A 24100-nucleotide genomic window follows, 5' to 3' on the forward strand; every position below is an offset into this window, starting at 1 on the left:
AATACGAAGCAACTGTGTTTAATTTAATTGATATAAGGGTAAAAGATGTTCAAACGCATCTTGAATGGTTTGAATGAAATCATCATCTTTTAACTTAATAGCGTCATCACGGGAAATTTTTATACCGCAAAGGATTTCGGCTTTTTTTACAGTTTGCAAACGAGTGAACATTGAATTCAAATCATCTACTCCAAGACCATCATGATTGATGACATCAGGTTTTGTATGGTCAATTGACCAAACATAATGGGAGGGAATGCTATTGACTAATCGGCCTGCCTGCTGCTCCAGTTTCTTTCCGATTTCAGTTTTATTAGGGGCTTCATAAATCACGGCATACCAGATGAACATATGCGTTTCCCATAACCCGATTTGGAAATGCGGCATCATTTTATAACCTCTGCTATTGGCAGCGAAAGCAACCCAAGTATCTTTAGGAGGATTCACTGACCGTCTAGCATGCTTTGCAACATGAGGGTGCATTTCATCGCCGGTCATAACTGACAGTTTTTGAGAAAAGTACTCTCCAAGTGCTTGTAATTTGGGCTGGATCCGTTCTTTTAAAGCATCCATGCGCGGTTCCAATCCATCAATTTTAAAAACATCAAAATCATCTGCTGTAAAACTTGCTATATTCATTTTCATCTCTCCTGCCGTAATATCTGCACATATTGTAGCATAAGTAAAAGTAAAATATAAAAAAATACGATTTGGGTTGGCATGTAAAATTCCTTTTAGGTTATAGCACAAATTAGTTGCTATTTGAGGTAGGAAGTCATATGATAAAATAAATTCAGAAAATTACGTTAATTGATGAAGGGAGAATGTTAATTATGAAACAAGTCATGAACCAAGCATTAAAAGCTAAAGAAGTTGAAAGACATAGAGCTGCAGTGTTAAGGATGGAAATGGACTATGAATTAGCAACCCTTTTTGAAGCAATCGGTGAAGAAAATGACCAAAAGAGGTCACAATGCAAGCAAAGGCTAGAACGCATCCGCTTGGAATTGTTGAAACTGAAAGCCTTGTAACTGATTGGCTGCAGAGATCTTGAAGGAGAATGAATAAAGGAAATGAATCAATTTCAATACAAGGAATTTTATTATAGATGAGCGGACACTTTATTTTATTAAAAAATAATGTGTCCGTTTTTCATTAAATGTCCAATATAATATATAAGGTAGTATTTTATTTAGTCCGGGTCCCTTTAATAAGGAAGGGAAACGTAAATTCAAAGTGGTTTGAAAGTATTTGTGCTGGCTAGCTCATAATTGCGAAAACCGATTAATGGATAGGTGGTCAAGGAATCTTCTTTCCTCATGTTAAAAAAATGGAAAATTTAAGGTGTTAAAAACTTGAAGGCAAGCTATATTTGCTTTAATCTTTAGAAAAGGATCATTTTAATGTAGTTTCTGATCACAAAGGACGGGGATATTATAATGGCATCGGTCAAGGAAATGGATACATATGCGAAGTTATGGATGAAAGAAGCGGGTACTAGGCTAAGGGCGTCCTTTAAAACCAAGTTGAATATTGAAATGAAAACGAATCCGAATGATTTGGTTACTAATATGGATAAGGGGATAGAAAAGTTTTTTTGCGAAAAAATCAACGAAGTTTTCCCTGAACACCGCATATTCGGGGAAGAGGGAATGGGCAATGATATTAAAGACCTAAAAGGTACTGTGTGGATCATCGATCCAATAGATGGAACGTTGAATTTCATTCATCAACAGAGGAATTTTGCAATTTCCCTTGGGGTTTATGTGGATGGCATCGGAAAAATCGGCATGGTTTATGATGTCTTTAGTGATGAATTATATCATGCGATTAAGGGGCAAGGAGCATTTCTGAATGATCAAAGGCTGCCATCTCTTGAAGAGGCATCAGTAAGCAAAGCGATAATTTCCATTAATGCAAGCTGGGTAACGGAAAACCGAAGAATCGATCCGAATCTTTTGGCACCGCTAGTTCGGGATGCAAGAGGGACACGTTCTTATGGCTCCGCAGCATTGGAGCTGGCTTTCGTCGCAGCTGGAAGGATTGATGCATACATAACCATGAGACTCATGCCTTGGGACTTTGCCGGAGGAGTTTTACTGGTTGAGGAAGTGGGCGGGGAAGTTAGTAATATTAAAGGTGACAAATTGGATTTCTTAAAAGGTGACTCACTTTTCGTATCTAAACCAGGGCTCCATAAAGAAGTATTCGATAAATACTTATCAGGAAATTCCAGTCATTAGTATCAAGGCCTAATTGAAGGCAGTACCAAAGTTTGGCGCGGATGGATTAAAATGTTCATTATGAAATAATTAACAAAAAAAACTCGCTGTCTGTCAGCGAGTTTTTTATATTATAACTTCCCGGCTTCGCGCAATTTCTTCTTCTGAGTGAAACCGAACCCCATGATTCCGCAAAGAATGACGATTGCAGCTAATATTCCAATCAAGCTCTTCTCAGCAATGAAGATGCCAATGGAGCCAATGCTGGATGTTGCCAGTACCGCTAATATTAAGAAATTCCATTTAATGTTCATTAATATCACCCCTAATATATCTATTGTACATAATTTCTGTATTTGTTTCTAGTATGTTTGTGATATAATATGTAAGCTAATACTAGTGATACGTTTTACACAAACTTTTTTAGGAGTGAATTTTTTGAAATTAAGAGAAAATATTCGTAATATAGCCATCATTGCCCACGTTGACCATGGTAAAACGACGTTAGTGGATCAGTTGCTTAAGCAATCTGGTACTTTCCGTGAAAATGAACATGTGGAAGAACGTGCGATGGATTCTAATGCGATTGAAAAAGAACGCGGAATCACGATTCTTGCGAAAAATACAGCAGTTCAATACCAAGATACAAGAATCAATATTTTGGATACACCTGGTCATGCCGACTTTGGTGGTGAAGTGGAACGGATCATGAAAATGGTTGATGGCGTTCTTCTTGTTGTTGATGCATATGAAGGCTGTATGCCGCAAACTCGCTTCGTGTTGAAAAAAGCATTGGAACAAAAGATTACACCAATCGTTGTCGTGAACAAAATCGATAAAGATTCTGCACGTCCAAATGAAGTGGTCGATGAAGTAATTGACTTATTCATCGAACTAGGAGCTGAAGAAGAACAGTTAGACTTCCCAGTTGTCTTCACTTCAGGTATTGCTGGTACTGCAAGCCTGGATTCAGATCCTACTAAACAAGAAAAAGACATGACCCCACTTTTCGAAACAATCGTCGAAACGATCCCAGCACCAATTGATAACTCAGATGAACCGCTTCAATTCCAAGTGGCTTTACTTGACTATAATGATTATGTAGGACGTATCGGGGTTGGCCGTGTATTCCGCGGTAAAATGCATGTAGGTCAACAAGTTTCATTAATGAAACTTGATGGGAAGGTTAAACAATTCCGTGTAACGAAAATCTTTGGTTATATTGGCTTGAAGAAAGTTGAAATCCAAGAAGCCGTTGCCGGTGATTTAATTGCCGTTTCAGGTATGGAGGATATTAACGTAGGGGAAACGGTTTGTCCGACTGAACATCCTGATGCCCTTCCAATTCTACGTATCGATGAGCCAACATTACAAATGACTTTCCTTGTAAATAACAGCCCATTCGCAGGCCGTGAAGGTAAATTCGTCACAGCTCGTAAAATTGAAGAGCGTTTGAAAAACCAATTGCAAACGGATGTCAGCTTACGAGTTGAAAATACTGATTCTCCGGATGTCTGGATTGTTTCAGGTCGTGGGGAGCTTCACCTTTCCATCCTGATCGAAAACATGAGACGTGAAGGTTATGAACTGCAAGTTTCTAAACCGGAAGTTATCGTTCGCTTGATTGACGGTGTCCGTTGTGAGCCAGTTGAACGTGTACAAATCGACGTACCTGAGGAGCACACTGGTTCGATCATGGAATCAATGGGAGCCCGTAAAGGTGAATTGTTGGATATGATCAATAGCGGAAGCGGTCAAGTTCGTTTATTGTTCACGATTCCAGCTCGCGGACTTATTGGCTATTCAACTGAGTTCTTAACGATTACACGTGGATATGGTATCATGAACCATTCATTTGACAGCTACCAACCAATGGCCCAAGGTCAAGTCGGCGGAAGACGTCAAGGTGTTCTTGTATCCATGGAATCAGGAAAAACTACACAATATGGTATTATGCAAGTAGAAGACCGCGGGGTTATTTTCGTTGAGCCAGGTACGGATATTTATGAAGGCATGATCGTCGGGGAACATAACCGTGATAGCGATTTAACTGTCAATATCGTTAAAGCGAAACAAATGACAAATATGCGTTCAGCAAATAAAGACCAAACTTCTTCCATGAAAAAACCAAGAATCATGTCACTTGAAGAAGCTCTAGAATATTTGAACGATGACGAGTACTGTGAAGTAACTCCGGACTCAATCCGTCTTCGTAAAAAAATTCTTGATAAAAACGAACGTGAAAGAGCAGCTAAAAGAAAAAAAGTTGCTGTTGAAGAAAAATAAATAGCAAGAGGAGGAGAAAAGATTGGATATCCAAGAGCGATTATCATTTTTTGCAGCATTGTACCGAGTGGATGAAAATCCTGAAGCAGGAATGTGGTATTTATATTTGACGATCTTTGGATTATGCATCCTTGTCTATCAGTTAGGTTTTGCCAAAAAGTTACCTTTGCTAAAAAATGTGGTCATTTATGCGGTAATGGCACTTGGATGTACCCTTCTTTCTTTCTTTGCGGTGTTTCTTCCTATGGGGGAAGCATTAGTCATCGCTTCACTTGTTCTTGGGATCTATAGATTCCGTCTTCATAATTCAAGAAAAGAAGAACAGGCTTAAGATGATGAAATCATTACAGGATGCTTTATACAATTGGTTGACGATCAAAGTTGTCTGTGATGCAAGGCCTGATGATACAGCTGCGCGTGATACAGAAATGTTCTTTATGCAGATGTTGAAAGATGATCATCAGGTGATAATCGATTCGGTTTCAAAAACAGAACCTTTTTATTTCGTCGAGTATCTTTTGGGGGACGAAATGAAAAAGCAGCGTTATCCGATTGAATTGATTGATATCATGTTAGACCAAATACAGTTAGAGCCAGATAAGTATAAAAATATCGAGTAATGATAAAAAGAACCGTGCGATATACGCATGGTTCTTTTTTATAGTGCTTTGGGGAGGGAAAATCCGTAAAAAAGATGTAAGATTGTCCACAAAAAGAAAGCTGTCAAATCAGAAGGAAGGACAGCTTCTGTTTTCGACAGCGTCGATAATGGGAAGTAAAGCATGATTGCCGGCATGATCGTGAAAAATGCAAGTGTGTATTTGTTCCAATTCCTGAAAATCTTCAAAGGACGAAGAATATAAACGTAACTGAACGTAATTGCCAGTGAGAAAAGGAGATGGAAAAAGAACAATGTTGCCTCGCTCCAGGAAACAGATCCGATTACAGGAAGGAAATCCACATTCAATAGGAGCTTATAAACTTGTTTACCGGAAAACAATTCGACCCACTTCATTATCAATCCAAGCAGAATTCCATTGGTGAGACCAATCAGGGAAACTTTATAATTTATTCTACCATTCATCTTCATTTTTGATTGTCCGGTAAAGACGGAAGTTTCCGGTTGCAATCCGTTCGTTCGTACGCTCTTCTATGCGTTGGTTGCATGTATTGCACATATAGGTATGTATAGGTCGGTTGCGAAGTTTCTTAGCTTCTGGGCTATCATCAGGTATAGATTCAATTTGGTCGCATATTACACATTTTACCTTCATATTAGTTGAACCTCACTTCAATTTGAATATGCTTTTAAGTATACCAATATTTTTATGGTAAAACGAGGATAAAGTGAAACTAACATATGAACGTTAACGTTACTTGGTTCATGGCGGATAAAGACAAAAACCCGAAGATTGACTTCGGGTTAGGAGTATTCATTCTTTAAAGTGATTGGATTGATCATTTTGCTCTTTATCGAGTTCTTTTCTTTCCGTTTCATCATCAAGTTTATTTTTTTCCTTTTCAATGTTCTTGGACGGCGTTGGGGTTAAAATATCACCAGGAACCTCAGGAATGACCCGGCTTGTGATGTCAGCCAGTTCATTTAGTATCCCGGTTACCGGTTTACCGTCTTTAATGTCTCTGGCTACCTCCCTGATCCGCTCATTTATATCCGGGTCAGCGACGATGAGGGCATATGCACCTTCAGGATCATGTTTTAAAGTTTCTCCAACTGAGTACTTTATCGTTCCGACCTGTGAACGCTCAATATCTTGGTCGATATCTATTCCGACGATGGCATATTTGCCAAGTACGACTGCGGTGGCATCGTTCACCTCAGGTATGGATTTAGCCAAACCTGTGAGTCTTTCCGCTGTTTGCTGACCTGTATTTCTGTCTGCTTCCTTAATGGTCGAGTTATTGACTTTCGTTAAATTGTTTTTCGCATTATTTTCAGACACTTCATTTTTATTATTCATTGAGCAACCTGTCATCAACAGAACAGCAGCGAGCGACAATATGAATTTTTGCAAAGTGCAACCTCCTTAATGTTTTTTGTTGGTTCCAGCCTGTCCACCATTGCCCAAGTCTGATTCATGTAAGTATAAAATGCAGCCAAACATGTTGTCTTCAATGTTGGGGATAGCATTTTTTGCTGGAAGTTTTCTTTATAGTCTGTAAATGTTCTTCTATCTTTATGCAAATGAACATATATTTTATCAACAGTCTCGTCCGCTACATAACTTCTGAGTGTAGTAAATGGTAAGGCATATCCTAAAGAGCAGGCAGGAGGCGTCATATTGGGGAAAAAAATCTATGTTTTAGATACGAATGTCCTGTTGCAGGATCCGTACTCGATTTATTCATTCGAAGATAATGAAGTTGTCATTCCGGCAGTCGTATTAGAAGAATTGGATTCGAAAAAACGGTATATGGATGAAATCGGAAGGAATGCCAGGCAAGTATCGAAATTGATCGATAGCTTTCGTGAAAAAGGGAAGCTTCATCAGAGCGTTCCGCTTCATAATGGAGGCAGCATAAGGATTGAACTCAACCACCGTTCATTTCATAAGCTTCAGGAAATTTTTGTGGAGAAAACGAATGATAACAGGATATTGGCAGTCGCGAAAAATTTATCTTTGGAAGAAGAGACGAAGGAAGATGGAAAAACGGTCATTTTGGTAAGCAAAGATACTCTCGTCAGGGTTAAAGCCGATGCCATCGGACTTGAGGCAGAGGACTTTTTAAATGATCGTGTCGTAGAACTGGACCATATATACGCTGGGCACAAAGAAGTGTTTGTATCGATTGATAATCTGAATAAGTTTTATGAAAAAAGTTTTCTGGCACTGGAGGAACTGACAAAAGATTCATATTACCCAAATCAATTCCTGTTGATGAAGGACACGCTGGGGAGTTCAGCTTCTGCGATTGGGATAGTGGATGAGAACTGCAGGCTAGTCAAGAAATTGATGTATGAAGGGGAACATATTTGGGGAATTAAACCGAGAAATGTCCAGCAGACGATGGCCCTTGATTTATTGCTTCGTTCGGATATCCAGCTTGTGACGCTCATTGGTAAGGCGGGGACAGGCAAGACTTTATTGGCATTGGCTACAGGATTGATGCAAACTGAAGATTTGTCACAATATAAGAAACTTCTGGTTGCCAGGCCAATTGTTCCTGTTGGTAAAGATATTGGTTATCTGCCAGGGGAAAAAGAAGAAAAATTAAGACCTTGGATGCAGCCTATTTTCGATAATCTCCAATTTTTATTCAATACGAAAAAACCTGGGGAATTGGATGCCATTCTAGCTGGCATGAGTTCGATTGAAGTGGAAGCCCTGACCTATATCAGGGGAAGGAGCATCCCGGATCAGTTCATCATCATCGATGAAGCGCAGAACTTAACAAAACATGAGGTCAAGACCATCTTAACGAGAGTCGGGGAGCGAAGCAAAATTGTATTAATGGGGGATCCGGAGCAAATAGATCATCCTTATTTAGATGAATATAATAATGGTTTGACCTATGTGGTGGAAAAATTCAAGACAGAGCGCATTGCCGGCCATGTTAAATTGATAAAAGGGGAAAGATCTGGATTGGCCCAACTCGCAGCTACGCTTTTATAATCCAATCGGCAAGGGATGTCCCTTGCCGATTGCTCTAAAGATTTCGGTAAGAATGGACTAAGTCTTATTTAACAGTGAAAGACCGTACATTTTTTATCGGATCATTGATGTTGGAAGCGTCTCCGAAATAAATTTCCATAGGGCCGCCATCAGATATTTTAAGCGGCTTTCCATCCTTGGAAAAGCCCAGGAAAAATTCAAGTGCCGTTTCCAACGGGAATGTAAGCTCCTCATTATCGGTTGTAACGATGACTTCAGTTACCCCATTTTCAGGTTCGGCATTTTTTAAAAAAGGTTCAAAAGGGATGCCGAAAGTCCCTTCCAGCAATCTTTGCTTCTCGAACTTTCGTTCCGTTTTTATTGTGGGTGGCATTATTGCGCCTTCCTGTATTTCTTTTTGCCAATGTTTGGAGGCGGCAATCGTATATTCTTCTAATTCATTGACTTGGACTCTTTCAGCGTGGAAATATGTATCGATTTCAACTTTACGGTCATCAAAAATCCATACTCCAGGATCTAGCGTAATTGGATATTTCACTTTTCCATTTATAAATACGATAGGTTCCAAATATCTCATTCCTTTCTGTTGCTCTTTAATGATTATAATCAATTATAATTGAAATGTCACATCTACACGATGGTGAACAATTTCCATGGCTGGATATATTCATTTGAGAGGTGGCAGTGATATCCCAATGGCAAATTGTTTGTCAATGTCCTTGCTTTTTCACAAAACTAAAGGTAGAATTTAGAGATAAGATTTAATCGCTCTGAGCGGGGGGATTTAACATGGCATCTGATATGCTTGTCAATCATCGAGAAAAAGCTTATGCTTTATTAAAAGCAGATGCTGACAAGATTCTAAAACTGATAAAAGTTCAAATGGAAAATCTCACAATGCCTCAATGTCCTTTATATGAAGAGGTACTTGATACACAAATGTTCGGCCTATCACGAGAAATTGATTTTGCCGTACGATTAGGTTTGGTAGAGGAAACCGAGGGTAAATCCCTTTTGGAGGCCCTTGAACAGGAATTGTCAGTTTTGCATGAAGCATCATTAAAAAAATAATAGATAAAACATACTAACTCAAACAAATCTCGATGATTGTTTGAGTTTTTTATTTGATAATTAATCAATAGTGTTATACTATATTCAATAGTGACATACTAATTAATTCGTAGAAGCTCAATTGTGTTTTTTATTTTTTTGTTTTTTTTTATTTTTTGAATTTTCGATGAAATGTTCAGTGGTTATCTTCACATTTCAAATTTCTCTATCAATCATTAAATATGTGGGATTTTCCAATCGAATGCCTTTGATTAACAATGGGATCGTAAGTCGGAAAGGCAGAGCTAATTCCTTGTTTTTATATACGAATATATGTAATTTTTTATTTTTTTATTGTATTCAGTTAATTTTAGTATTATGGTTATATTAATTGAATGTTAAATCAAATTGATAATATATTATTATAGCTAAATTTTCATTTGCTATTGGTGCAGAGCTCTTTTTAGTCTCTATCGGATGTAAAAAACGAAAATATAAAATATATCGAAATAATTACATCCGCAATAAAATGAGCTTGATCAGAATGGTCTCCTTAGTTGGGAAATAAATTCTTGAATAAAGAGTGGTGAAAGTCTTTCACGCTTTTTTTCTATATATTCAATAAAAATACATATTGATTAGGGTGGTAGCAATGGGGAAACGTATAGAAAAAGTACTTGCGGCAAATCGTGGAGAAATAGCGATACGGATTTTTCGGGCATGTACGGAATTAGACATTCACACAGTTGCAATCTATTCAAAGGAGGATTATGGTTCTTATCACCGATATAAAGCGGATGAGGCATATTTGGTTGGGGAAGGCAAAAAGCCGATTGATGCATACCTGGATATTGAAGGCATAATTGCGATCGCTAAAATGAGCGGTGTCGATGCGATTCATCCCGGTTATGGTTTCCTTTCAGAAAATATTGAATTTGCGAAACGTTGTGAGGAAGAAGGCATAATCTTCATCGGACCAGAATCAAGACACCTAGATATGTTTGGTGACAAAGTAAAAGCCAGAACACAAGCTGAACTGGCTGATATTCCGGTTATCCCTGGTAGCGATGGACCGGTGACCAGTGTTGAAGAAGTAAAGGAATTTGGTAAACAATACGGTTTTCCAATTATCATAAAAGCCTCTTTAGGCGGCGGCGGACGCGGAATGCGGATTGTCGAAAAAATCGAAGAAGTTGAAGAGGCTTATGATCGCGCAAAATCAGAAGCTAAAGCAGCTTTTGGTAATGATGAAGTCTATGTAGAGAGATTCATACAAAATCCGAAGCATATCGAAGTTCAGATTTTGGCTGATACTCATGGGAATATCGTCCATTTATATGAACGTGACTGTTCCGTTCAGAGAAGGCATCAAAAAGTTGTGGAAGTGGCACCTTCCGTTTCCCTTTCCGAGGATTTAAGGGAAAGGATTTGTGAAGCAGCCGTCAAGTTGGCAAAAAATATTGATTATGTAAACGCTGGTACGGTCGAATTCCTTGTCGCAAATGGCGAATTTTACTTTATTGAAGTCAATCCACGGGTTCAGGTTGAGCATACCATTACTGAAATGATTACGGGCATTGATATTGTTCAATCCCAAATCATGGTAGCAGAAGGGCATGAACTCCATGGCAAAAAGATCGGGATTCCCGAACAGTCAGGAATCAAAACACATGGATATGCGATTCAATCACGGGTGACGACTGAGGACCCATTGAATAATTTCATGCCTGATACCGGGAAAATGATGGTTTACCGGTCCGGTGGGGGATTCGGTGTTCGTCTGGACGCTGGGAATGGATTCCAAGGTGCGGTCATCACACCATATTATGATTCCCTTCTCGTTAAACTTTCTACTCATGCGCTTTCATTTGAACAGGCAGCTTCCAAAATGGTTCGTAACCTTAAGGAGTTCAGGATTCGTGGTATTAAAACAAATATCCCCTTCCTTGAAAATGTTGTAAAACATGAAAAATTCATAAATGGGGAATATGATACATCATTCATTGATTCAACACCGGAATTATTTAGCTTCCCAATTAGAAAAGACCGTGGGACAAAAATGCTTTCATATATCGGAAATGTGACCGTGAATGGATTCCCGGGAGTCGAGAAAAAGAAAAAACCTGTTTTTGATCCAGCTCCAATTCCGAATGTTGGTGGCCTGCCGCTTATCTCGGGTACAAAAAATATACTTGAAGAGCAAGGTGCAGAGGGACTGGTCAATTGGATCAAAGAACAGAAAGAGGTATTGATCACCGATACGACTTTCCGCGATGCACATCAATCTTTACTGGCGACGAGAATTAGGTCGAAAGATATCCTTGATATCGCTGAGCCTACAGCAAAACTACTTCCTGATTTATTTTCAATGGAAATGTGGGGTGGGGCAACTTTCGATGTCGCATATCGATTCTTGAAAGAAGATCCTTGGGATAGGCTGATAAGTTTCAGGAAAAAAGCACCTAATGTCCTATTACAAATGCTTTTAAGGGCTTCGAATGCAGTTGGTTATAAAAATTACCCTGATAATGTCATTCGTGAATTCGTAGAGAAATCAGCGGATGCAGGCATTGATGTTTTCCGTATCTTCGACAGTTTAAACTGGGTTAAAGGGATGGAATTGGCTATTGATGCAGTCCGTCAATCCGGCAAAATTGCGGAAGCGGCCATTTGTTATACCGGGGATTTGAATGATCCATCACGCAGTAAGTATAATATCGACTACTATAAAAAAATGGCCGTGGAACTAGAACATGCCGGTGCCCATATTTTAGCGATCAAGGATATGGCCGGCCTCTTGAAACCTGATGCTGCATACCGCCTTGTATCGGAACTGAAAGAAACGACATCCCTTCCGATCCATCTGCATACTCATGATACAAGCGGGAATGGAATTTACATGTATTCGAAAGCGATCGAAGCTGGTGTGGATATCGTTGATACGGCGATTGGTTCTTTAGCTGGACTGACTTCGCAGCCAAGTGTACAAACACTTCATTATGCGTTGGAGGGGTCAAGCAGACAGCCTAAATTGGAAGTCGATTCACTAGAGCGTTTAGGAGAATACTGGGGAGAGGTCAGGAAATTCTATCATGACTTCGAAAGCGGCATGAATGCACCTCATACCGAAGTTTACAAACACGAAATGCCAGGCGGTCAATATAGCAATCTGCAGCAGCAAGCCAAAGCAGTGGGGCTGGGGGACCGCTGGCATGAAGTTAAAGAAATGTACCAGCGTGTCAATGTAATGTTCGGCGATATCGTTAAAGTAACACCTTCATCCAAAGTTGTTGGGGACATGGCTTTATTCATGGTACAAAATAACCTGTCTGAAGAAGATGTTCTGTCAAAAGGCAAATCCATCGATTTCCCTGATTCAGTCATAGAGTTATTCGAAGGTTATCTAGGTCAGCCAGTTGGGGGATTCCCTAAAGAGCTTCAGGAAGTTATCCTGAAAGGGAAGAAACCTATAACAGTAAGACCGGGTGAATTATTGGAAGAAGTGGATTTTGCAGCTCTTAAAGAAGAATTATTCAAGGAATTGGGACGGGCAGTCACCGATTTCGATGTGCTTGCATATGCCTTATATCCAAAAGTATTCTTGGACTACAATAAAACGAATGAGCTGTTTGGTGATGTTTCCAACCTCGATACCGCAACTTTCTTATATGGTATGAGGCTAGGGGAAGAGATCGAAGTTGAAATTGAAAAGGGTAAAACGCTCATCGTAAAATTGGTTTCAATCGGTCAGCCATTGGCTGATGGAACACGGGTTGTGTATTTTGAGTTGAATGGTCAATCACGTGAAGTGATCATCAAGGATGAAAACATTAAATCTTCCGTTGTATCAAAAATGAAAGCTGACCCTAAAAATAAAGAACAACTTGGTGCGACAATGCCAGGTACGGTTATTCGTGTAGTGGTCGAGAAAGGCGATCAGGTCAAGCAGGGTGATCACCTGATCATTACGGAAGCGATGAAAATGGAAACGACCGTGCAAGCACCATTCTCCGGGACCATTAAGGATATTTATGTAAAAGATGGAGAAGCGATCAGTACTGGAGACTTATTGATTGAAATAACTAAGTAATATCGCTGACTGTGACCTTGTGAATGATTTGGGGTATATGGGGGTAGGCTTGAGGTTTTAAGCTGCCCTATCCCCTCTTTTTAGGCAATGTACGGTCATTGAACTTCCCTATAAGATAAAACAAAACCACCATTCCCGGGAATGGTGGTTTTGTTTTATCTTATTATATTATTGATTGAACAATCAGACATTAACGGGCGGGTACCGTTGGCGTTATATCCTGTTCATCCTGTCCTTTGACAGAGTGCGCGGAGTTCCTTTTTTGCTTGGCGAGGGCATTTTTTTTGCTTCTTGATGTCAATAGCATCAAATAGCTCATTACACCAAAAAAGCAGGCAATGAATAATGCGTGTGTCAGTGCGATATATAAGTTTTGCCTTGAGAAAATGATAAAGGCACCAGCGGTAACTTGTAAAAATACGAGAATGAATGCAGCAATCCAACCGCCATATAACACTTTTTGATTTTTGTAATGTTTTTTTGCGATATAAGCCACATATGATACCCAAATAAAAATAGCGCCTGCCATTGCACGGTGCCCCATCTGAATCCATTCATAAAGGTTGGAGGGTAGTGCAAGACTGTCATTTACGCATAAAGGCCAATCCTTACAGATAAGACTGGATTCTGTATGCCTTACAAGAGCACCTGTATATACGACCACCAGACAAAAAATCAATACGCCAATAATATGGAATTTCATTCGTTTGTCAACGATAAGTTTTTCTGCTTCGAATTTCTTATCCACTTCAAAAATCAACAGTGTCAGTAAAAAGACGGCAGCAAAGGAAATGAGCGATATGCCAAAATGAAGGGCAAGGACGAAATCGGATTGTGACCAAATGACGGCAGCGGCTCCGATCAACCCTTGTAGTAACAGAAAACCAAAAGAAAGGACGGATAAGAAACGTGCTTCACGGATATGGCCGATTTTTTTCCAAGACATATACGATAATATTAAAACAAGGAAACCTCCAGCTCCTGAAACGAGTCGATGGGAAAGCTCAATGACCAATTCAATCGTGATTTTGTCCGGGATCAATTGGCCATTGCACAATGGCCAGGACCTGCCGCATCCCATGCCGGAATCCGTCTTCGTGACTAAAGCTCCACCAAGTAAGATGAAAAGCATTACAACCGTTGTTAAAACAGCAAACCATTTAAGAGACGATTTCACTAGTAGCCCCACCTTTTTCTCTGTAGCAAATTAGGGTTGTTCCATAAAATTAATAATAGCATAAGGTTTTTCATAATATTTGTCGAACTTCCTCGATATTACACAAAATAGAATGATTTTACAAGTTCAGTTAATATTATAACTATTAATTAAAATGCCTGAAATAGTTGAAAGTTACTAAAGACTTTGATAGAAATAAAGGGAGTGTAAACCTTCAAGTAGGAGCAAAATAGGGATAGAGCCTAGGGGATGATGATAATAGCATATTATTCATGTTCTTGATGAACATCATACAAGAGAAGTAAATTATTGAGACACAAATTGGTCAAAAAATATCCGAAAAAATTTCACAAAAGCTTCCAAAAATGTGTTTTAATATATTGAAGAAATGATTTTACTAAATTTTACTGTTATTAAGCATGATATTTAAGAATGAAAGCTCTCGATGGATTCCATTGACAACGGTCATTGGTAAATAATTTACTTTTTGTTTACGCTTCCTTGGTTACAAATATTAAAAAGTATGAAATAATGTTCTATAGCATATGTAAGTTTTTTTTTGCATTTGCGTCTGTTTTGAATGATTTAAAGGAGGAAAACAAATGTCAGAAACAAGGGGTTTGTCAGAAGCTGTCATGGAGGACAGTAAAGCCGCCCTTCAATCGGATATACCTGAAACAACAGCTTGGAAGGATTTTCTCGCACTTATAAAAGTGGGGATTGTCAATTCAAATATAATTACAGCTTTTACCGGCGTGTGGTTAGCTCTTCATTTTTCGGGGCTTAGCTTCTTACACAATCTAGATGTAGTGTTTTATACACTTGCAGGTTCGGCGCTCATAATGGCGGGATCTTGCAGTTTCAATAATTATTATGACCGTGATATCGATCATTTAATGGAAAGAACGAAAAACCGTCCAACGGTAACTGGGAAAGTACAGCCTTCAAAGGTATTGGCATTAAGTTTCGGTTTAATTGCTGCAGGGCTGATTTTACTTGCATTGACTAATATGACAACTGCCATACTAGGAGCATTCGGCGTCTTCGCCTATGTTGTTTTATATACAATGGTTTTCAAACGTAGATTTGTCTCGAATACGATTATAGGCAGTATATCCGGAGCGGTGCCTCCACTTATCGGGTGGGCTGCAGTCGACCCGGGCCTTGATAAGATCGCCTGGGTCCTGTTCGCGATCATGTTCTTGTGGCAGCCTCCTCATTTTTATGCACTTGCAATGAGGCGTGTCGAAGAATATCGTGCAGCTGGGGTACCCATGCTTCCGGTAGTAAAAGGGTTCAAGGCGGCAAAAAGATCGATTATGCTATGGATCGTCTGTTTAATGTTCATTCCTTTCTTTTTAACTCCATTAGGAACTCCGCTAGTTATTCTTGCTGCATTATTGAGTACGGGTTGGCTTATTTTGGGGATTAAGGGGTATAAAAAGAAAGATGATGTTAAATGGGCAACATCCATGTTTGTATATTCTTTAAATTATATGACCATTTTATTTGTAGCGATGGTCATTGTCACTCTCATCTAGTTTTGGTTTAAATAAGCTGGCGTCCTGTTCTTTTACAGGCTCCAGCTTACTGATAAATAATGCACTGACCGCCATTCATACATATTAACGGAACCAACGGGGTCATACATAAGAGCGGTTACATGAATCATCTTAATAATTCCTTGGATTAGGGATTCTTTCTTTTTTAGAAATTGACATAGAGAGAATATTCGCAATTGCGCCCATTTTTATTTTTGTGAGAAAATTTTGACGAAAGAGGGGTTTCTGAAGCTATGAAAAAAAGGCTGCACAAATGGCGCCTGATTGCTCTGCTGGGTATTGTAGGACTTGTCCTTTCGGGCTGCGGCGAACCATTTCTATCCGCCCTGAAGCCAGCAGGTGATGTTGCGCAATCTCAGTATGACTTACTGATATTGAGTACACTAATCATGGTACTGGTTATTATTGTTGTGATTATTTTGTTCGTTGTAGTTTTACTACGCTTCCGTCGGAAGGAAGGCGACGAAACAATACCGAAACAAATTGAAGGAAGTCATAAACTCGAAATTATCTGGACTGTTATTCCTATCCTTCTTTTAATTGTTTTGGCTGTTCCGACCGTCGTCACGACTTTCGACTTAGCCGACACAAAGGCAATGGATAAGAAAGATAAGGATGGAAAAACGAAGGATGCACTTGTCGTGAATGTTAGGGCAAACCTTTATTGGTGGGAATTTGAATATCCAGACCTCGGCGTTGTAACAAGTCAGGATTTGGTTGTGCCAACAGATCAAAAAGTGTACTTCAACTTAACTGCTTCAGATGTTAAGCATTCATTCTGGGTACCGTCTGTCGGAGGAAAGATGGATACAAATACAGAAGGGGTCAATCAGTTTTTCTTAGAATTCGATAGTAAAAAGGCAGAAGATTCGAACAACTTGTTCTACGGAAAATGTGCTGAACTTTGCGGTCCTTCACATGCTTTGATGGATTTTAAGGTCGTACCGAAGTCTAAAAGCGATTTTGAAGCGTGGACTAAAGATATGAAAGCCGCGAAGGAACCTGTCGTTGAAGGTGATCTAGCCAAACAGGGTGAAGATGTCTTTAATAAAAGCTGTATAGGCTGCCATGCGGTGACACCAAATGACAGCAGGCCTGAAGCAGCTCGTCAGGCTCCGAATCTGGCTACATTCGGTGAGCGTCAAAAAGTAGCTGGCGTATTGGATCATACGGAAGAGAATGTGAAAAAATGGATCAAGGATCCTGAGAAGTATAAACCGGGCAACACGATGACCGGTACTTACGGCGAACTTTCAGATTCAGATATTAATGCACTGGCAGCTTATCTATTGGAGCTTAAGGTGGAAGACAAATAGAATATTGATTAAGGAGGTTAAATCGTGAGTACGTACGCTAATAAAAAAGGATTTGGCGCTACGGTTTGGGATTATCTGACGACGGTAGACCATAAGAAAATCGCCATTTTATATCTTATCTCTGGCGGGTTATTCTTTGTAATCGGCGGTTTGGAAGCGATGTTTATCCGTATCCAGCTGGCAATCCCAAACAATGATTTCGTAAGTGCCGGATTTTATAATGAAATTTTGACCATGCACGGTACGACTATGATATTTCTGGCGGCCATGCCGTTAGTGTTTGCTGTAATGAATGCGGTTGTACCATTACAGATAGGGGCACGTGATGTTGCGTTCCCATTTTTGAACTCGTTAGGTTTTTGGTTGTTTTTCTTTGGCGGAATTTTTCTGAATCTTTCATGGTTTTTAGGGGGGGCTCCAGATGCAGGCTGGACATCTTATGCATCACTTTCCCTGCACTCCGAAGGACATGGCATTGATTTTTACGTCCTCGGATTACAAATATCAGGTTTTGGAACACTAATTGCAGGGATCAATTTCCTTGTAACCATTATTAATATGCGTACGCCTGGTATGACATATATGCGTATGCCGCTGTTTACCTGGTCAACTTTCGTCGTTTCTGCATTGATATTATTCGCTTTTCCTCCGCTTACCGTGGGATTGGTGTTAATGATGTTCGATCGGATGTTTGGCGCGAATTTCTTTGATGTAGCGGCAGGGGGAAATACGATTATTTGGGAGCATTTATTCTGGATATTCGGTCACCCGGAAGTTTATATCCTGATTCTTCCGGCGTTCGGTATTTTTTCCGAAATTTTCGCTACATTCTCCAGAAAAAGATTGTTTGGTTATTCATCGATGGTATTTGCAACCGTTTTAATCGGTTTCTTAGGTTTCATGGTTTGGGCGCATCATATGTTTACCACTGGTCTAGGTCCGATCGCAAATGCAATCTTTGCCGTTGCGACCATGGCTATCGCTGTACCGACAGGTATTAAGATATTCAACTGGATTTTTACGATGTGGGGAGGAAGCGTCAAGTTCACGGTTCCGATGCTTTATGCAGTTGCCTTTATCCCTACATTTACAATGGGTGGCGTAACAGGCATCATGCTCGCATCTGCACCTGCTGATTATCAATACCATGATAGTTATTTCGTTGTTGCTCATTTCCACTATGTAATCGTCGGTGGGGTTGTATTAGGTTTACTGGCTGGAATCAATTTCTATTGGCCGAAGATGTTTGGAACGATGTTAAGCGAAAAATTGGGGCAGATCACATTTTGGACTTTCTTGATTGGTTTCCATTTAACATTCTTCATTCAACATTTCTTAGGTTTGATGGGGATGCCTCGTCGCGTATTTACATTCTTGGACGATCAAGGTTTCAATACAGGTAATATGATTAGTACTGTTGGAGCCTTTTTGATGGCATTTGGTGTCTTGGTTATGGTCATCAATATCATCATTACATCTGTGAAGAATGAAAAAGTCGGAAATGATCCTTGGGGAGATGGCCGTACGCTGGAATGGGCCATTCCATCACCACCGCCTTTTTATAATTTTAAACAGCTTCCGTTAGTCCGGGGATTAGATCCTTACTGGGTTGAAAAAATGGAAGGGAAAAAGGAAATGACTCCTGCAGAACCACTTGGGGATATCCATATGCCTAATTCATCCATTCTTCCTTTAACGATTGCTTCCGGTTTATTTATCGCCGCATTCGGTGCTTTATACCATATGGATGATAAGACTTGGACCCTGCCTATAATGATAGTGGGACTTTTGGTAACATTTGGTTCAATGTTTATCCGTTCCGTTAAAGACGATCATGGGTACCATATTCATAAAGAAGACCTTATGGACGATAAAGACAAGGGAGGTAAGGCATAATGCAGACAGATGAAAGATTCACGGATGCTACCTGGCCTGCTTCTCCCGAGAAAGCGACTTTAGAAGGTAAAAATAAGTATTTGGGATTCTGGTTGTTTCTTGGTGGAGAGACGGTATTATTCGCCTCATTATTTGCAACTTATCTAGCATTGAAGGATAAAGTTCCAAATGGTGATGCAGCCCTAGCTAAAGATTTATTCGAATTACCCCTTACTTTTGTAGCAACCATGCTGTTATTGACCAGTTCATTGACTAGTGTGTATGCGATGTACCATATGAAAAATAACCACTTTAAACAAATGCAGGCTTGGCTTGTCATTACGGTTGCACTTGGCTTAGGTTTTCTTGGACTCGAGATTTATGAATTTAATCACTATGTTCATGAATTCCATCATACATTTACGAGCAGTGCCTTCGGCTCAGCGTTTTATACTTTAGTTGGTTTTCACGGAGGGCACGTTGCATTCGGTTTGGCTTGGATCATTTGTCTTATGGTGCGTAATGCAGGAAGGGGCTTGAATTTGTATAACGCTCCTAAATTTTTCGTTGCGAGTCTTTATTGGCATTTCATTGACGTAGTCTGGGTGTTTATCTTTACTGTCGTATACTTAATGGGAATGGTGGGATAACTGATGGCGAATGAACAATCAAATTCAGCGAACCCGAATGTCGATTTAAAATATCGCCGTAAGAAAAATGCTGAAGAGATGAAACACCAAGTGATATCATTTACACTTATGATTTTCTTTACATTACTTGCTTTTGCTGCAGTAGGAATTGAGGGTTTTTCACATTGGTTCATTAAGCCAGTCATTTTGCTGCTGGCAGTTGTACAAGTGATTTTCCAATTGTATTATTTCATGCACATGAAGCATAAAGGGCATGGCACCATTGCATTGTTCTTATTTTCCGGCCTTGCAGTCGGCTTGATAACTGTCCTTGTGTTCACAACGATTGTTTGGTTATAAACCATAAAGAAAATCGGCTATTGAATGATAGCCGGTTTTTCTTTATGTGGTGATTTTCCAGAAAAACAATCCAAGTTTATCTATATTTGTTACAATGTTTCATTTTAGGTATAATGAAAGTAAGAAAAAGTTTATGAACGAGGTGATTTTTTTGTCTATTGATATTTTCGGATTTCGCGCTTTGTGGAGTCCTTATTATTTTGCCGCCCTCGTACTTATAACCGTAGGCTATTTTTGGCTGGTGACAAAAAAAGGGGAGAAGTTTCCGGGCAGTTCATCGCCTTCCGTTAAACAGGCAACTTATTTTTTGATAGCCATGTTCCTCCTTTATGTGGTAAAAGGATCCCCACTGGATTTATTGAGCCATATCATGTTCAGTGCACACATGTTTCAAATGGCACTGCTCTATCTCGTGATTCCGCCTTTATTTATCATTGCGATTCCAGATTGGCTTATGAGGACTTTCATAAATTCAAGGGGAGTGAAGGCGTTATTTCAATTTTTTACGAGACCTCTTGTCGCCCTTTTACTATTTAATGTTCTATTCTCGCTGTACCATATCCCGTTAGTGTTCGACTATATCAAAACGGGGATGTGGATTCATGCCGGCTACACGATCCTTTTATTTACGACTGCTGTTTTGATGTGGTTCCCGCTTGTCAATCAGCTGCCCGAACGTGAAAGTCTATCAGGTGTGAAAAAAGTAGCTTATATATTCGGGAGTGGCATTCTAATGACCCCTGCCTGCGCTTTAATCATTTTTGCTAATGATCCGATGTATGATACATTCACCAATGCGGAATCTTGGGCCAGTGCCATGGAACTTTGCGTTCCGGCTTCAGCACTGTCAGGTTTAACGCTCAGTGGCCCAGAAATGTTCAATGGACTGCCACTGCTTGAAGATCAACAGCTTGGCGGGGTTTTGATGAAGGTGATTCAAGAAATCGTTTTAGGCTATGTATTGGGTGTCATTTTCTTTGCTTGGTTCAAAAAGGAGAATGGCGGCCAAAATGATATCGATCCGATACCTTCGGATTTTCAGACTGTAGAATAATTGTACGATAAAAGACTAGTCTTGGGGCGGACAAGTCTTTTATCTGCCTTTGCCTGATTTTCGATTTAAACCAAATAGCCAGTGATTTGACTTGCCTATTCTATAAAAGTGAGCATTCTGTTAATAATCCTTGATTTTATTGAATTTTATGATTGCCTCTTATAAAATGGTAGTTGATTAATAAATATAGAGAGGACTACAATTCATATGTCTTTACCAATCCTTCCAACGATAAGTACAGCCTTCATTGTATTAAGTGCCATCACTGTTGCAATAGGCTGGTATCAAATTAAACAACGCAAAATCGAGACCCATAAAAAAACCATGATGGCAGCTGCGGTTTTTGCGGTAATCTTTTTCACTATATATCTTTCCCGGACGGTCTTCATCGGTAGTACGTCATTTGGCGGACCCGCTGACATTAAAATTTATTATACGATTTTTTTGATTTTCCATATAACGCTTGCAACAACTGGAGCTGTTTTGGGGATCATCATGCTTACCACTGGGTTTAAAGGTAAATTCGCCATTCATAAAAAAATTGGGCCTGCGACAAGCATCATTTGGTTTTTCACTGGGATTACTGGAGTAGCTGTTTACATCCTGCTTTATGTCATTTATCATGGCGGCGAAACAACATCATTAATAAAGGCAATCCTAGGATTTTAAAATAACGAAAAAGCCTGGTGCAAAATAAGCATCAGGCTTTTGTAATGGATATAAAAAAAGAGAGCATCACACATGATCCTCTCTCTTTGTACCTACTTTTCACTAACGGCTTTTACAGGCCGTTGAATTGTGTAAGTTCTTCTTTAATTTGAGCGAGGATTTTTTCACTTTGTTTAACTAGTGATGCAGGGAAATCCTCTCCTTCACCATATTCAACTCCATGTGGATAATAGTGTTTTCCTAATAGAGGAACCATTAGTTTGATGACGGCCCTGTGAGCGCCTACATCACCCTCTGTAGCATAGCCAAGTATTCTCAGGTAAAACGTGCCTTCTTTTAAGTCGAACTTACGATCGTAACTAACTCTTTCGTAATCCCATTGTTCTGCACGTATTAAACCATATTGCGGCATTAGGTCATCTAATCGGTTTAAGTCGGCTGTGATGTTTTCGATTCCAAAGCTTTCAAATTTCACGAGTAGTACCTCCTATGTTTACTATTGAGAATTAAAATGACATACCGGGAAAATATTATGTACATGAATATATTAAAAATCTCCAAGTATGTTTATAATATACCATTTTATCCTATATTTTATAATAGTACGAAATGGTGGAAGTTGCAATGAACTCAACCATGGTATTTTAATCATTCGCAAAAGTTCCATTTTTTAAATAAATTTAATGAAGGGACAGTCTATCGTAAATTAGAAAATTATGATTGAACAGTGATATAATCAGGTAAGAAAGGTTTTTGCATTGGATACATAAATTAGATAGAGAGAGGGAGTGTTCCTCTGCGCGGTTTAGGTAAGGTGTTGGTGTTAATTATTATTTTTTTCGTAATAGGTATTTATCTTAATATCGGCGATGAAGATGAAGGAAACCCTCTTATTGATGGTAACAAAGGTGTTAACCCCAATGGACATATAAATGAAAAAAGCCCTTCCTCTGAAAAGGAAGGGGTTACTGAAGTGACAGAAGGTCTGGCGGTAACGATCGGGAAAAATGCAAAAGAGATAGAAAAGGAATATGGTAAGCCAGATCGAATTGATATGTCCGCCTATGGATATGAATGGTGGGTTTATAAAAAGGACTATGATAATTATTTCCAATTAGCCGTTGAAAATGAAAAAGTGGTATCTGCTTATGGAATCGGTGATGAGGTCAATGTCGCTCCTTTTAAAATTGGACAATCGATTGATGCCATCTATTCCAGCTTATATGTGGAACCCACTGTTGATATTGAAGTTGGTCACAGTTCCTATCGTTTTGAATTGTCGGAGGAAGATATGAACATGAGGCCGTTGATTGATTTAGGGAATATTAATGTTCAGCTATATTTGGATAAATTCACCGGGACTGTTTCAAGCATCCGATTTTTGAATGATTCCGCCTTATTGAAACAACAGCCGTATGAGTTGACCTATCATGGTGAACTTGTGACAGTTAAGGACCTTTCTGATGAAGACTTGGCGAAAGTGGAAGAGGGCAATGAGCAGCAAATATTCGATATTACGAATATAATGCGCAGCAGGTTTGATTTGAAGCCTTTAGAATGGGATGCGCCAACTGCAGAGGTTGCTTACCTTCATAGCCGGGAAATGACGGACGCACCTGAAGGAACCCATGTTACTGAAACAAAGGGGGATTTGGAAAAGCGTCTCGATGCAGGCCATGTAAAATACAGGTCAGCAGGTGAAAATATAGCGGCTAATTATGTTGACGCAGCTGCAGTCATGGAAGGTTGGCTAAATAGCAAAGGGCATCGGGATGCGATGCTGAACGAGGAATTTACAGGTCTGGGCGTCGGGGTATATAAAAAGTACTACACCCAGAATTTCATAAAGAGATAAAAAAACGGATCCGATTTGGGTCCGTTTTCTTGTTCTGGATTATATTTTGAAAATAAAAAAGGTCCCTGTCTTTGTAGCGCAAGTTCCCCATCAACACGGTTGACCTTTCCCTTGATGATGATTGTATGCCTAAGTATTAATTTGCACGGAATCGATCGCCAATGGAGGGGTTTACATAAAGAACTTGGATATCCGCAGTCACGGCAGCATACCCTTTTGGAACTATAAGGGTACTCATCCCCAAATCATCTAATTGCATTTTAAAAGGAATGTTATGCACTTTTTATTTACCTTTAGCATATGGTGCAATAGGCGATGTCTAA

The 24100-nt window shown here is 39.5% G+C and carries 24 protein-coding genes; 16 read left to right on the forward strand and 8 right to left on the reverse strand.

Annotated features, from left to right (window positions below; all coding sequences use genetic code 11):
• Window positions 1-18 precede the first annotated feature (18 nt).
• A complete protein-coding gene (locus tag AC3ISB_RS07530; RefSeq protein ID WP_480339156.1) occupies window positions 19-639 on the reverse strand; it encodes a YktB family protein in 621 nt (206 codons plus the stop codon).
• A gap of 194 nt (window positions 640-833) precedes the next feature.
• Here AC3ISB_RS07530 and AC3ISB_RS07535 point away from each other — a divergent pair, with 194 nt between their 5' ends.
• Together AC3ISB_RS07535 and AC3ISB_RS07540 are read left to right on the forward strand one after the other, a co-directional pair.
• Window positions 834-1031, forward strand: a complete 198-nt coding sequence (locus AC3ISB_RS07535; RefSeq protein ID WP_034314018.1) for a hypothetical protein — start codon at window positions 834-836, stop codon at window positions 1029-1031.
• 408 nt (window positions 1032-1439) lie between these two features.
• Complete coding sequence (locus AC3ISB_RS07540; protein WP_098371119.1) at window positions 1440-2243, forward strand: inositol monophosphatase family protein; 804 nt, start codon at window positions 1440-1442, stop codon at window positions 2241-2243.
• Window positions 2244-2353: 110 nt separating this feature from the next.
• Here the strand turns inward: AC3ISB_RS07540 and AC3ISB_RS07545 are convergent, their stop codons facing one another.
• Window positions 2354-2536, reverse strand: a complete 183-nt coding sequence (locus AC3ISB_RS07545) for a YlaF family protein (protein ID WP_034314013.1) — start codon at window positions 2534-2536, stop codon at window positions 2354-2356.
• Window positions 2537-2660: 124 nt separating this feature from the next.
• Here AC3ISB_RS07545 and typA point away from each other — a divergent pair, with 124 nt between their 5' ends.
• From typA to AC3ISB_RS07560, 3 genes are read left to right on the forward strand one after another with little or no spacing between them, the layout of a single operon-like run.
• Complete coding sequence (gene typA, locus AC3ISB_RS07550) at window positions 2661-4508, forward strand: translational GTPase TypA (protein ID WP_141992431.1); 1848 nt, start codon at window positions 2661-2663, stop codon at window positions 4506-4508.
• A gap of 22 nt (window positions 4509-4530) precedes the next feature.
• Window positions 4531-4839: a YlaH-like family protein gene (locus tag AC3ISB_RS07555; RefSeq protein ID WP_141992430.1), complete on the forward strand. Its 309-nt coding sequence runs from the start codon at window positions 4531-4533 to the stop codon at window positions 4837-4839.
• A gap of 4 nt (window positions 4840-4843) precedes the next feature.
• Window positions 4844-5128, forward strand: coding sequence for a hypothetical protein (locus AC3ISB_RS07560; protein ID WP_076367911.1), 285 nt, complete (start codon window positions 4844-4846; stop codon window positions 5126-5128).
• Window positions 5129-5166: 38 nt separating this feature from the next.
• On the opposite strand, the gene AC3ISB_RS07565 is transcribed toward AC3ISB_RS07560, so the two are convergent.
• The 3 genes from AC3ISB_RS07565 to AC3ISB_RS07575 form a co-directional block, all read right to left on the reverse strand.
• Window positions 5167-5598, reverse strand: coding sequence for a hypothetical protein (locus tag AC3ISB_RS07565; protein WP_480339154.1), 432 nt, complete (start codon window positions 5596-5598; stop codon window positions 5167-5169).
• Window positions 5582-5782, reverse strand: a complete 201-nt coding sequence (locus AC3ISB_RS07570; RefSeq protein WP_072272690.1) for a YlaI family protein — start codon at window positions 5780-5782, stop codon at window positions 5582-5584. Before AC3ISB_RS07570 ends, AC3ISB_RS07565 begins: the two co-directional genes overlap by 17 nt.
• A gap of 159 nt (window positions 5783-5941) precedes the next feature.
• The gene (locus tag AC3ISB_RS07575; protein ID WP_141992428.1) at window positions 5942-6541 is read right to left on the reverse strand and encodes a YhcN/YlaJ family sporulation lipoprotein; all 600 of its coding nucleotides are present in this window, start codon (window positions 6539-6541) and stop codon (window positions 5942-5944) included.
• 267 nt (window positions 6542-6808) lie between these two features.
• On the opposite strand from AC3ISB_RS07575, the gene AC3ISB_RS07580 reads away from it, so the two are divergent.
• A complete protein-coding gene (locus tag AC3ISB_RS07580; RefSeq protein WP_141992427.1) occupies window positions 6809-8140 on the forward strand; it encodes a PhoH family protein in 1332 nt (443 codons plus the stop codon).
• Between the two features lie 64 nt (window positions 8141-8204).
• Here AC3ISB_RS07580 and AC3ISB_RS07585 read toward each other — a convergent pair whose 3' ends face one another.
• Window positions 8205-8708, reverse strand: coding sequence for a hypothetical protein (locus AC3ISB_RS07585; RefSeq protein ID WP_098371114.1), 504 nt, complete (start codon window positions 8706-8708; stop codon window positions 8205-8207).
• A 221-nt stretch (window positions 8709-8929) separates the two neighbouring features.
• Here AC3ISB_RS07585 and AC3ISB_RS07590 point away from each other — a divergent pair, with 221 nt between their 5' ends.
• Together AC3ISB_RS07590 and pyc are read left to right on the forward strand one after the other, a co-directional pair.
• Entirely contained in the window at window positions 8930-9211 is a 282-nt protein-coding gene (locus tag AC3ISB_RS07590; RefSeq protein WP_098371113.1) for an Fpa/YlaN family protein, read from the forward strand.
• Window positions 9212-9842: 631 nt separating this feature from the next.
• Entirely contained in the window at window positions 9843-13280 is a 3438-nt protein-coding gene (gene pyc, locus AC3ISB_RS07595) for a pyruvate carboxylase (RefSeq protein WP_098371112.1), read from the forward strand.
• Between the two features lie 190 nt (window positions 13281-13470).
• Here pyc and AC3ISB_RS07600 read toward each other — a convergent pair whose 3' ends face one another.
• The gene (locus AC3ISB_RS07600) at window positions 13471-14457 is read right to left on the reverse strand and encodes a COX15/CtaA family protein (RefSeq protein ID WP_098371111.1); all 987 of its coding nucleotides are present in this window, start codon (window positions 14455-14457) and stop codon (window positions 13471-13473) included.
• Window positions 14458-15059: 602 nt separating this feature from the next.
• On the opposite strand from AC3ISB_RS07600, the gene cyoE reads away from it, so the two are divergent.
• From cyoE to AC3ISB_RS07635, 7 genes are all read left to right on the forward strand, one after another.
• Window positions 15060-15998 (forward strand): heme o synthase, encoded by a 939-nt coding sequence (gene cyoE / locus AC3ISB_RS07605; RefSeq protein WP_098371110.1) that lies wholly within the window; start codon window positions 15060-15062, stop codon window positions 15996-15998.
• Window positions 15999-16252: 254 nt separating this feature from the next.
• On the forward strand, window positions 16253-17335 hold the full coding sequence (gene coxB, locus AC3ISB_RS07610; protein ID WP_098371109.1) for a cytochrome c oxidase subunit II: 1083 nt from the start codon (window positions 16253-16255) through the stop codon (window positions 17333-17335).
• Between the two features lie 24 nt (window positions 17336-17359).
• Window positions 17360-19231, forward strand: a complete 1872-nt coding sequence (ctaD, locus tag AC3ISB_RS07615; RefSeq protein ID WP_098371108.1) for a cytochrome c oxidase subunit I — start codon at window positions 17360-17362, stop codon at window positions 19229-19231.
• A complete protein-coding gene (locus AC3ISB_RS07620) occupies window positions 19231-19860 on the forward strand; it encodes a cytochrome (ubi)quinol oxidase subunit III (RefSeq protein ID WP_098371107.1) in 630 nt (209 codons plus the stop codon). The genes ctaD and AC3ISB_RS07620 overlap by 1 nt, the downstream gene beginning before the upstream one ends.
• Window positions 19861-19863: 3 nt before the next feature.
• On the forward strand, window positions 19864-20199 hold the full coding sequence (gene ctaF / locus AC3ISB_RS07625) for a cytochrome c oxidase subunit IVB (protein WP_048684534.1): 336 nt from the start codon (window positions 19864-19866) through the stop codon (window positions 20197-20199).
• Window positions 20200-20350: 151 nt separating this feature from the next.
• Window positions 20351-21253 (forward strand): cytochrome c oxidase assembly factor CtaG, encoded by a 903-nt coding sequence (gene ctaG, locus AC3ISB_RS07630; RefSeq protein ID WP_098371106.1) that lies wholly within the window; start codon window positions 20351-20353, stop codon window positions 21251-21253.
• A 207-nt stretch (window positions 21254-21460) separates the two neighbouring features.
• Window positions 21461-21922, forward strand: a complete 462-nt coding sequence (locus tag AC3ISB_RS07635; RefSeq protein WP_179891037.1) for a DUF420 domain-containing protein — start codon at window positions 21461-21463, stop codon at window positions 21920-21922.
• A gap of 112 nt (window positions 21923-22034) precedes the next feature.
• On the opposite strand, the gene AC3ISB_RS07640 is transcribed toward AC3ISB_RS07635, so the two are convergent.
• The gene (locus tag AC3ISB_RS07640; protein WP_076366720.1) at window positions 22035-22397 is read right to left on the reverse strand and encodes a YugN family protein; all 363 of its coding nucleotides are present in this window, start codon (window positions 22395-22397) and stop codon (window positions 22035-22037) included.
• Window positions 22398-22742: 345 nt separating this feature from the next.
• Here AC3ISB_RS07640 and AC3ISB_RS07645 point away from each other — a divergent pair, with 345 nt between their 5' ends.
• Window positions 22743-23777 (forward strand): CAP domain-containing protein, encoded by a 1035-nt coding sequence (locus AC3ISB_RS07645; protein WP_430098046.1) that lies wholly within the window; start codon window positions 22743-22745, stop codon window positions 23775-23777.
• The last annotated feature ends 323 nt before the right edge of the window (window positions 23778-24100 follow it).

The sequence above is a fragment of the Peribacillus sp. GL_122 genome, assembly GCF_057835005.1.

What these genes read in the sequence shown, in the direction of transcription:
- AC3ISB_RS07530 (WP_480339156.1), bottom strand. Translation starts at nt 639, where the DNA reads ATGAATATAGCAAGTTTTACAGCAGATGATTTTGATGTTTTTAAAATT.
- AC3ISB_RS07535 (WP_034314018.1), top strand. Translation starts at nt 834, where the DNA reads ATGAAACAAGTCATGAACCAAGCATTAAAAGCTAAAGAAGTTGAAAGA.
- AC3ISB_RS07540 (WP_098371119.1), top strand. Translation starts at nt 1,440, where the DNA reads ATGGCATCGGTCAAGGAAATGGATACATATGCGAAGTTATGGATGAAA.
- AC3ISB_RS07545 (WP_034314013.1), bottom strand. Translation starts at nt 2,536, where the DNA reads ATGAACATTAAATGGAATTTCTTAATATTAGCGGTACTGGCAACATCC.
- AC3ISB_RS07560 (WP_076367911.1), top strand. Translation starts at nt 4,844, where the DNA reads ATGAAATCATTACAGGATGCTTTATACAATTGGTTGACGATCAAAGTT.
- AC3ISB_RS07565 (WP_480339154.1), bottom strand. Translation starts at nt 5,598, where the DNA reads ATGAAGATGAATGGTAGAATAAATTATAAAGTTTCCCTGATTGGTCTC.
- AC3ISB_RS07570 (WP_072272690.1), bottom strand. Translation starts at nt 5,782, where the DNA reads ATGAAGGTAAAATGTGTAATATGCGACCAAATTGAATCTATACCTGAT.
- AC3ISB_RS07590 (WP_098371113.1), top strand. Translation starts at nt 8,930, where the DNA reads ATGGCATCTGATATGCTTGTCAATCATCGAGAAAAAGCTTATGCTTTA.
- pyc (WP_098371112.1), top strand. Translation starts at nt 9,843, where the DNA reads ATGGGGAAACGTATAGAAAAAGTACTTGCGGCAAATCGTGGAGAAATA.
- cyoE (WP_098371110.1), top strand. Translation starts at nt 15,060, where the DNA reads ATGTCAGAAACAAGGGGTTTGTCAGAAGCTGTCATGGAGGACAGTAAA.
- coxB (WP_098371109.1), top strand. Translation starts at nt 16,253, where the DNA reads ATGAAAAAAAGGCTGCACAAATGGCGCCTGATTGCTCTGCTGGGTATT.
- AC3ISB_RS07620 (WP_098371107.1), top strand. Translation starts at nt 19,231, where the DNA reads ATGCAGACAGATGAAAGATTCACGGATGCTACCTGGCCTGCTTCTCCC.
- ctaF (WP_048684534.1), top strand. Translation starts at nt 19,864, where the DNA reads ATGGCGAATGAACAATCAAATTCAGCGAACCCGAATGTCGATTTAAAA.
- AC3ISB_RS07635 (WP_179891037.1), top strand. Translation starts at nt 21,461, where the DNA reads ATGTCTTTACCAATCCTTCCAACGATAAGTACAGCCTTCATTGTATTA.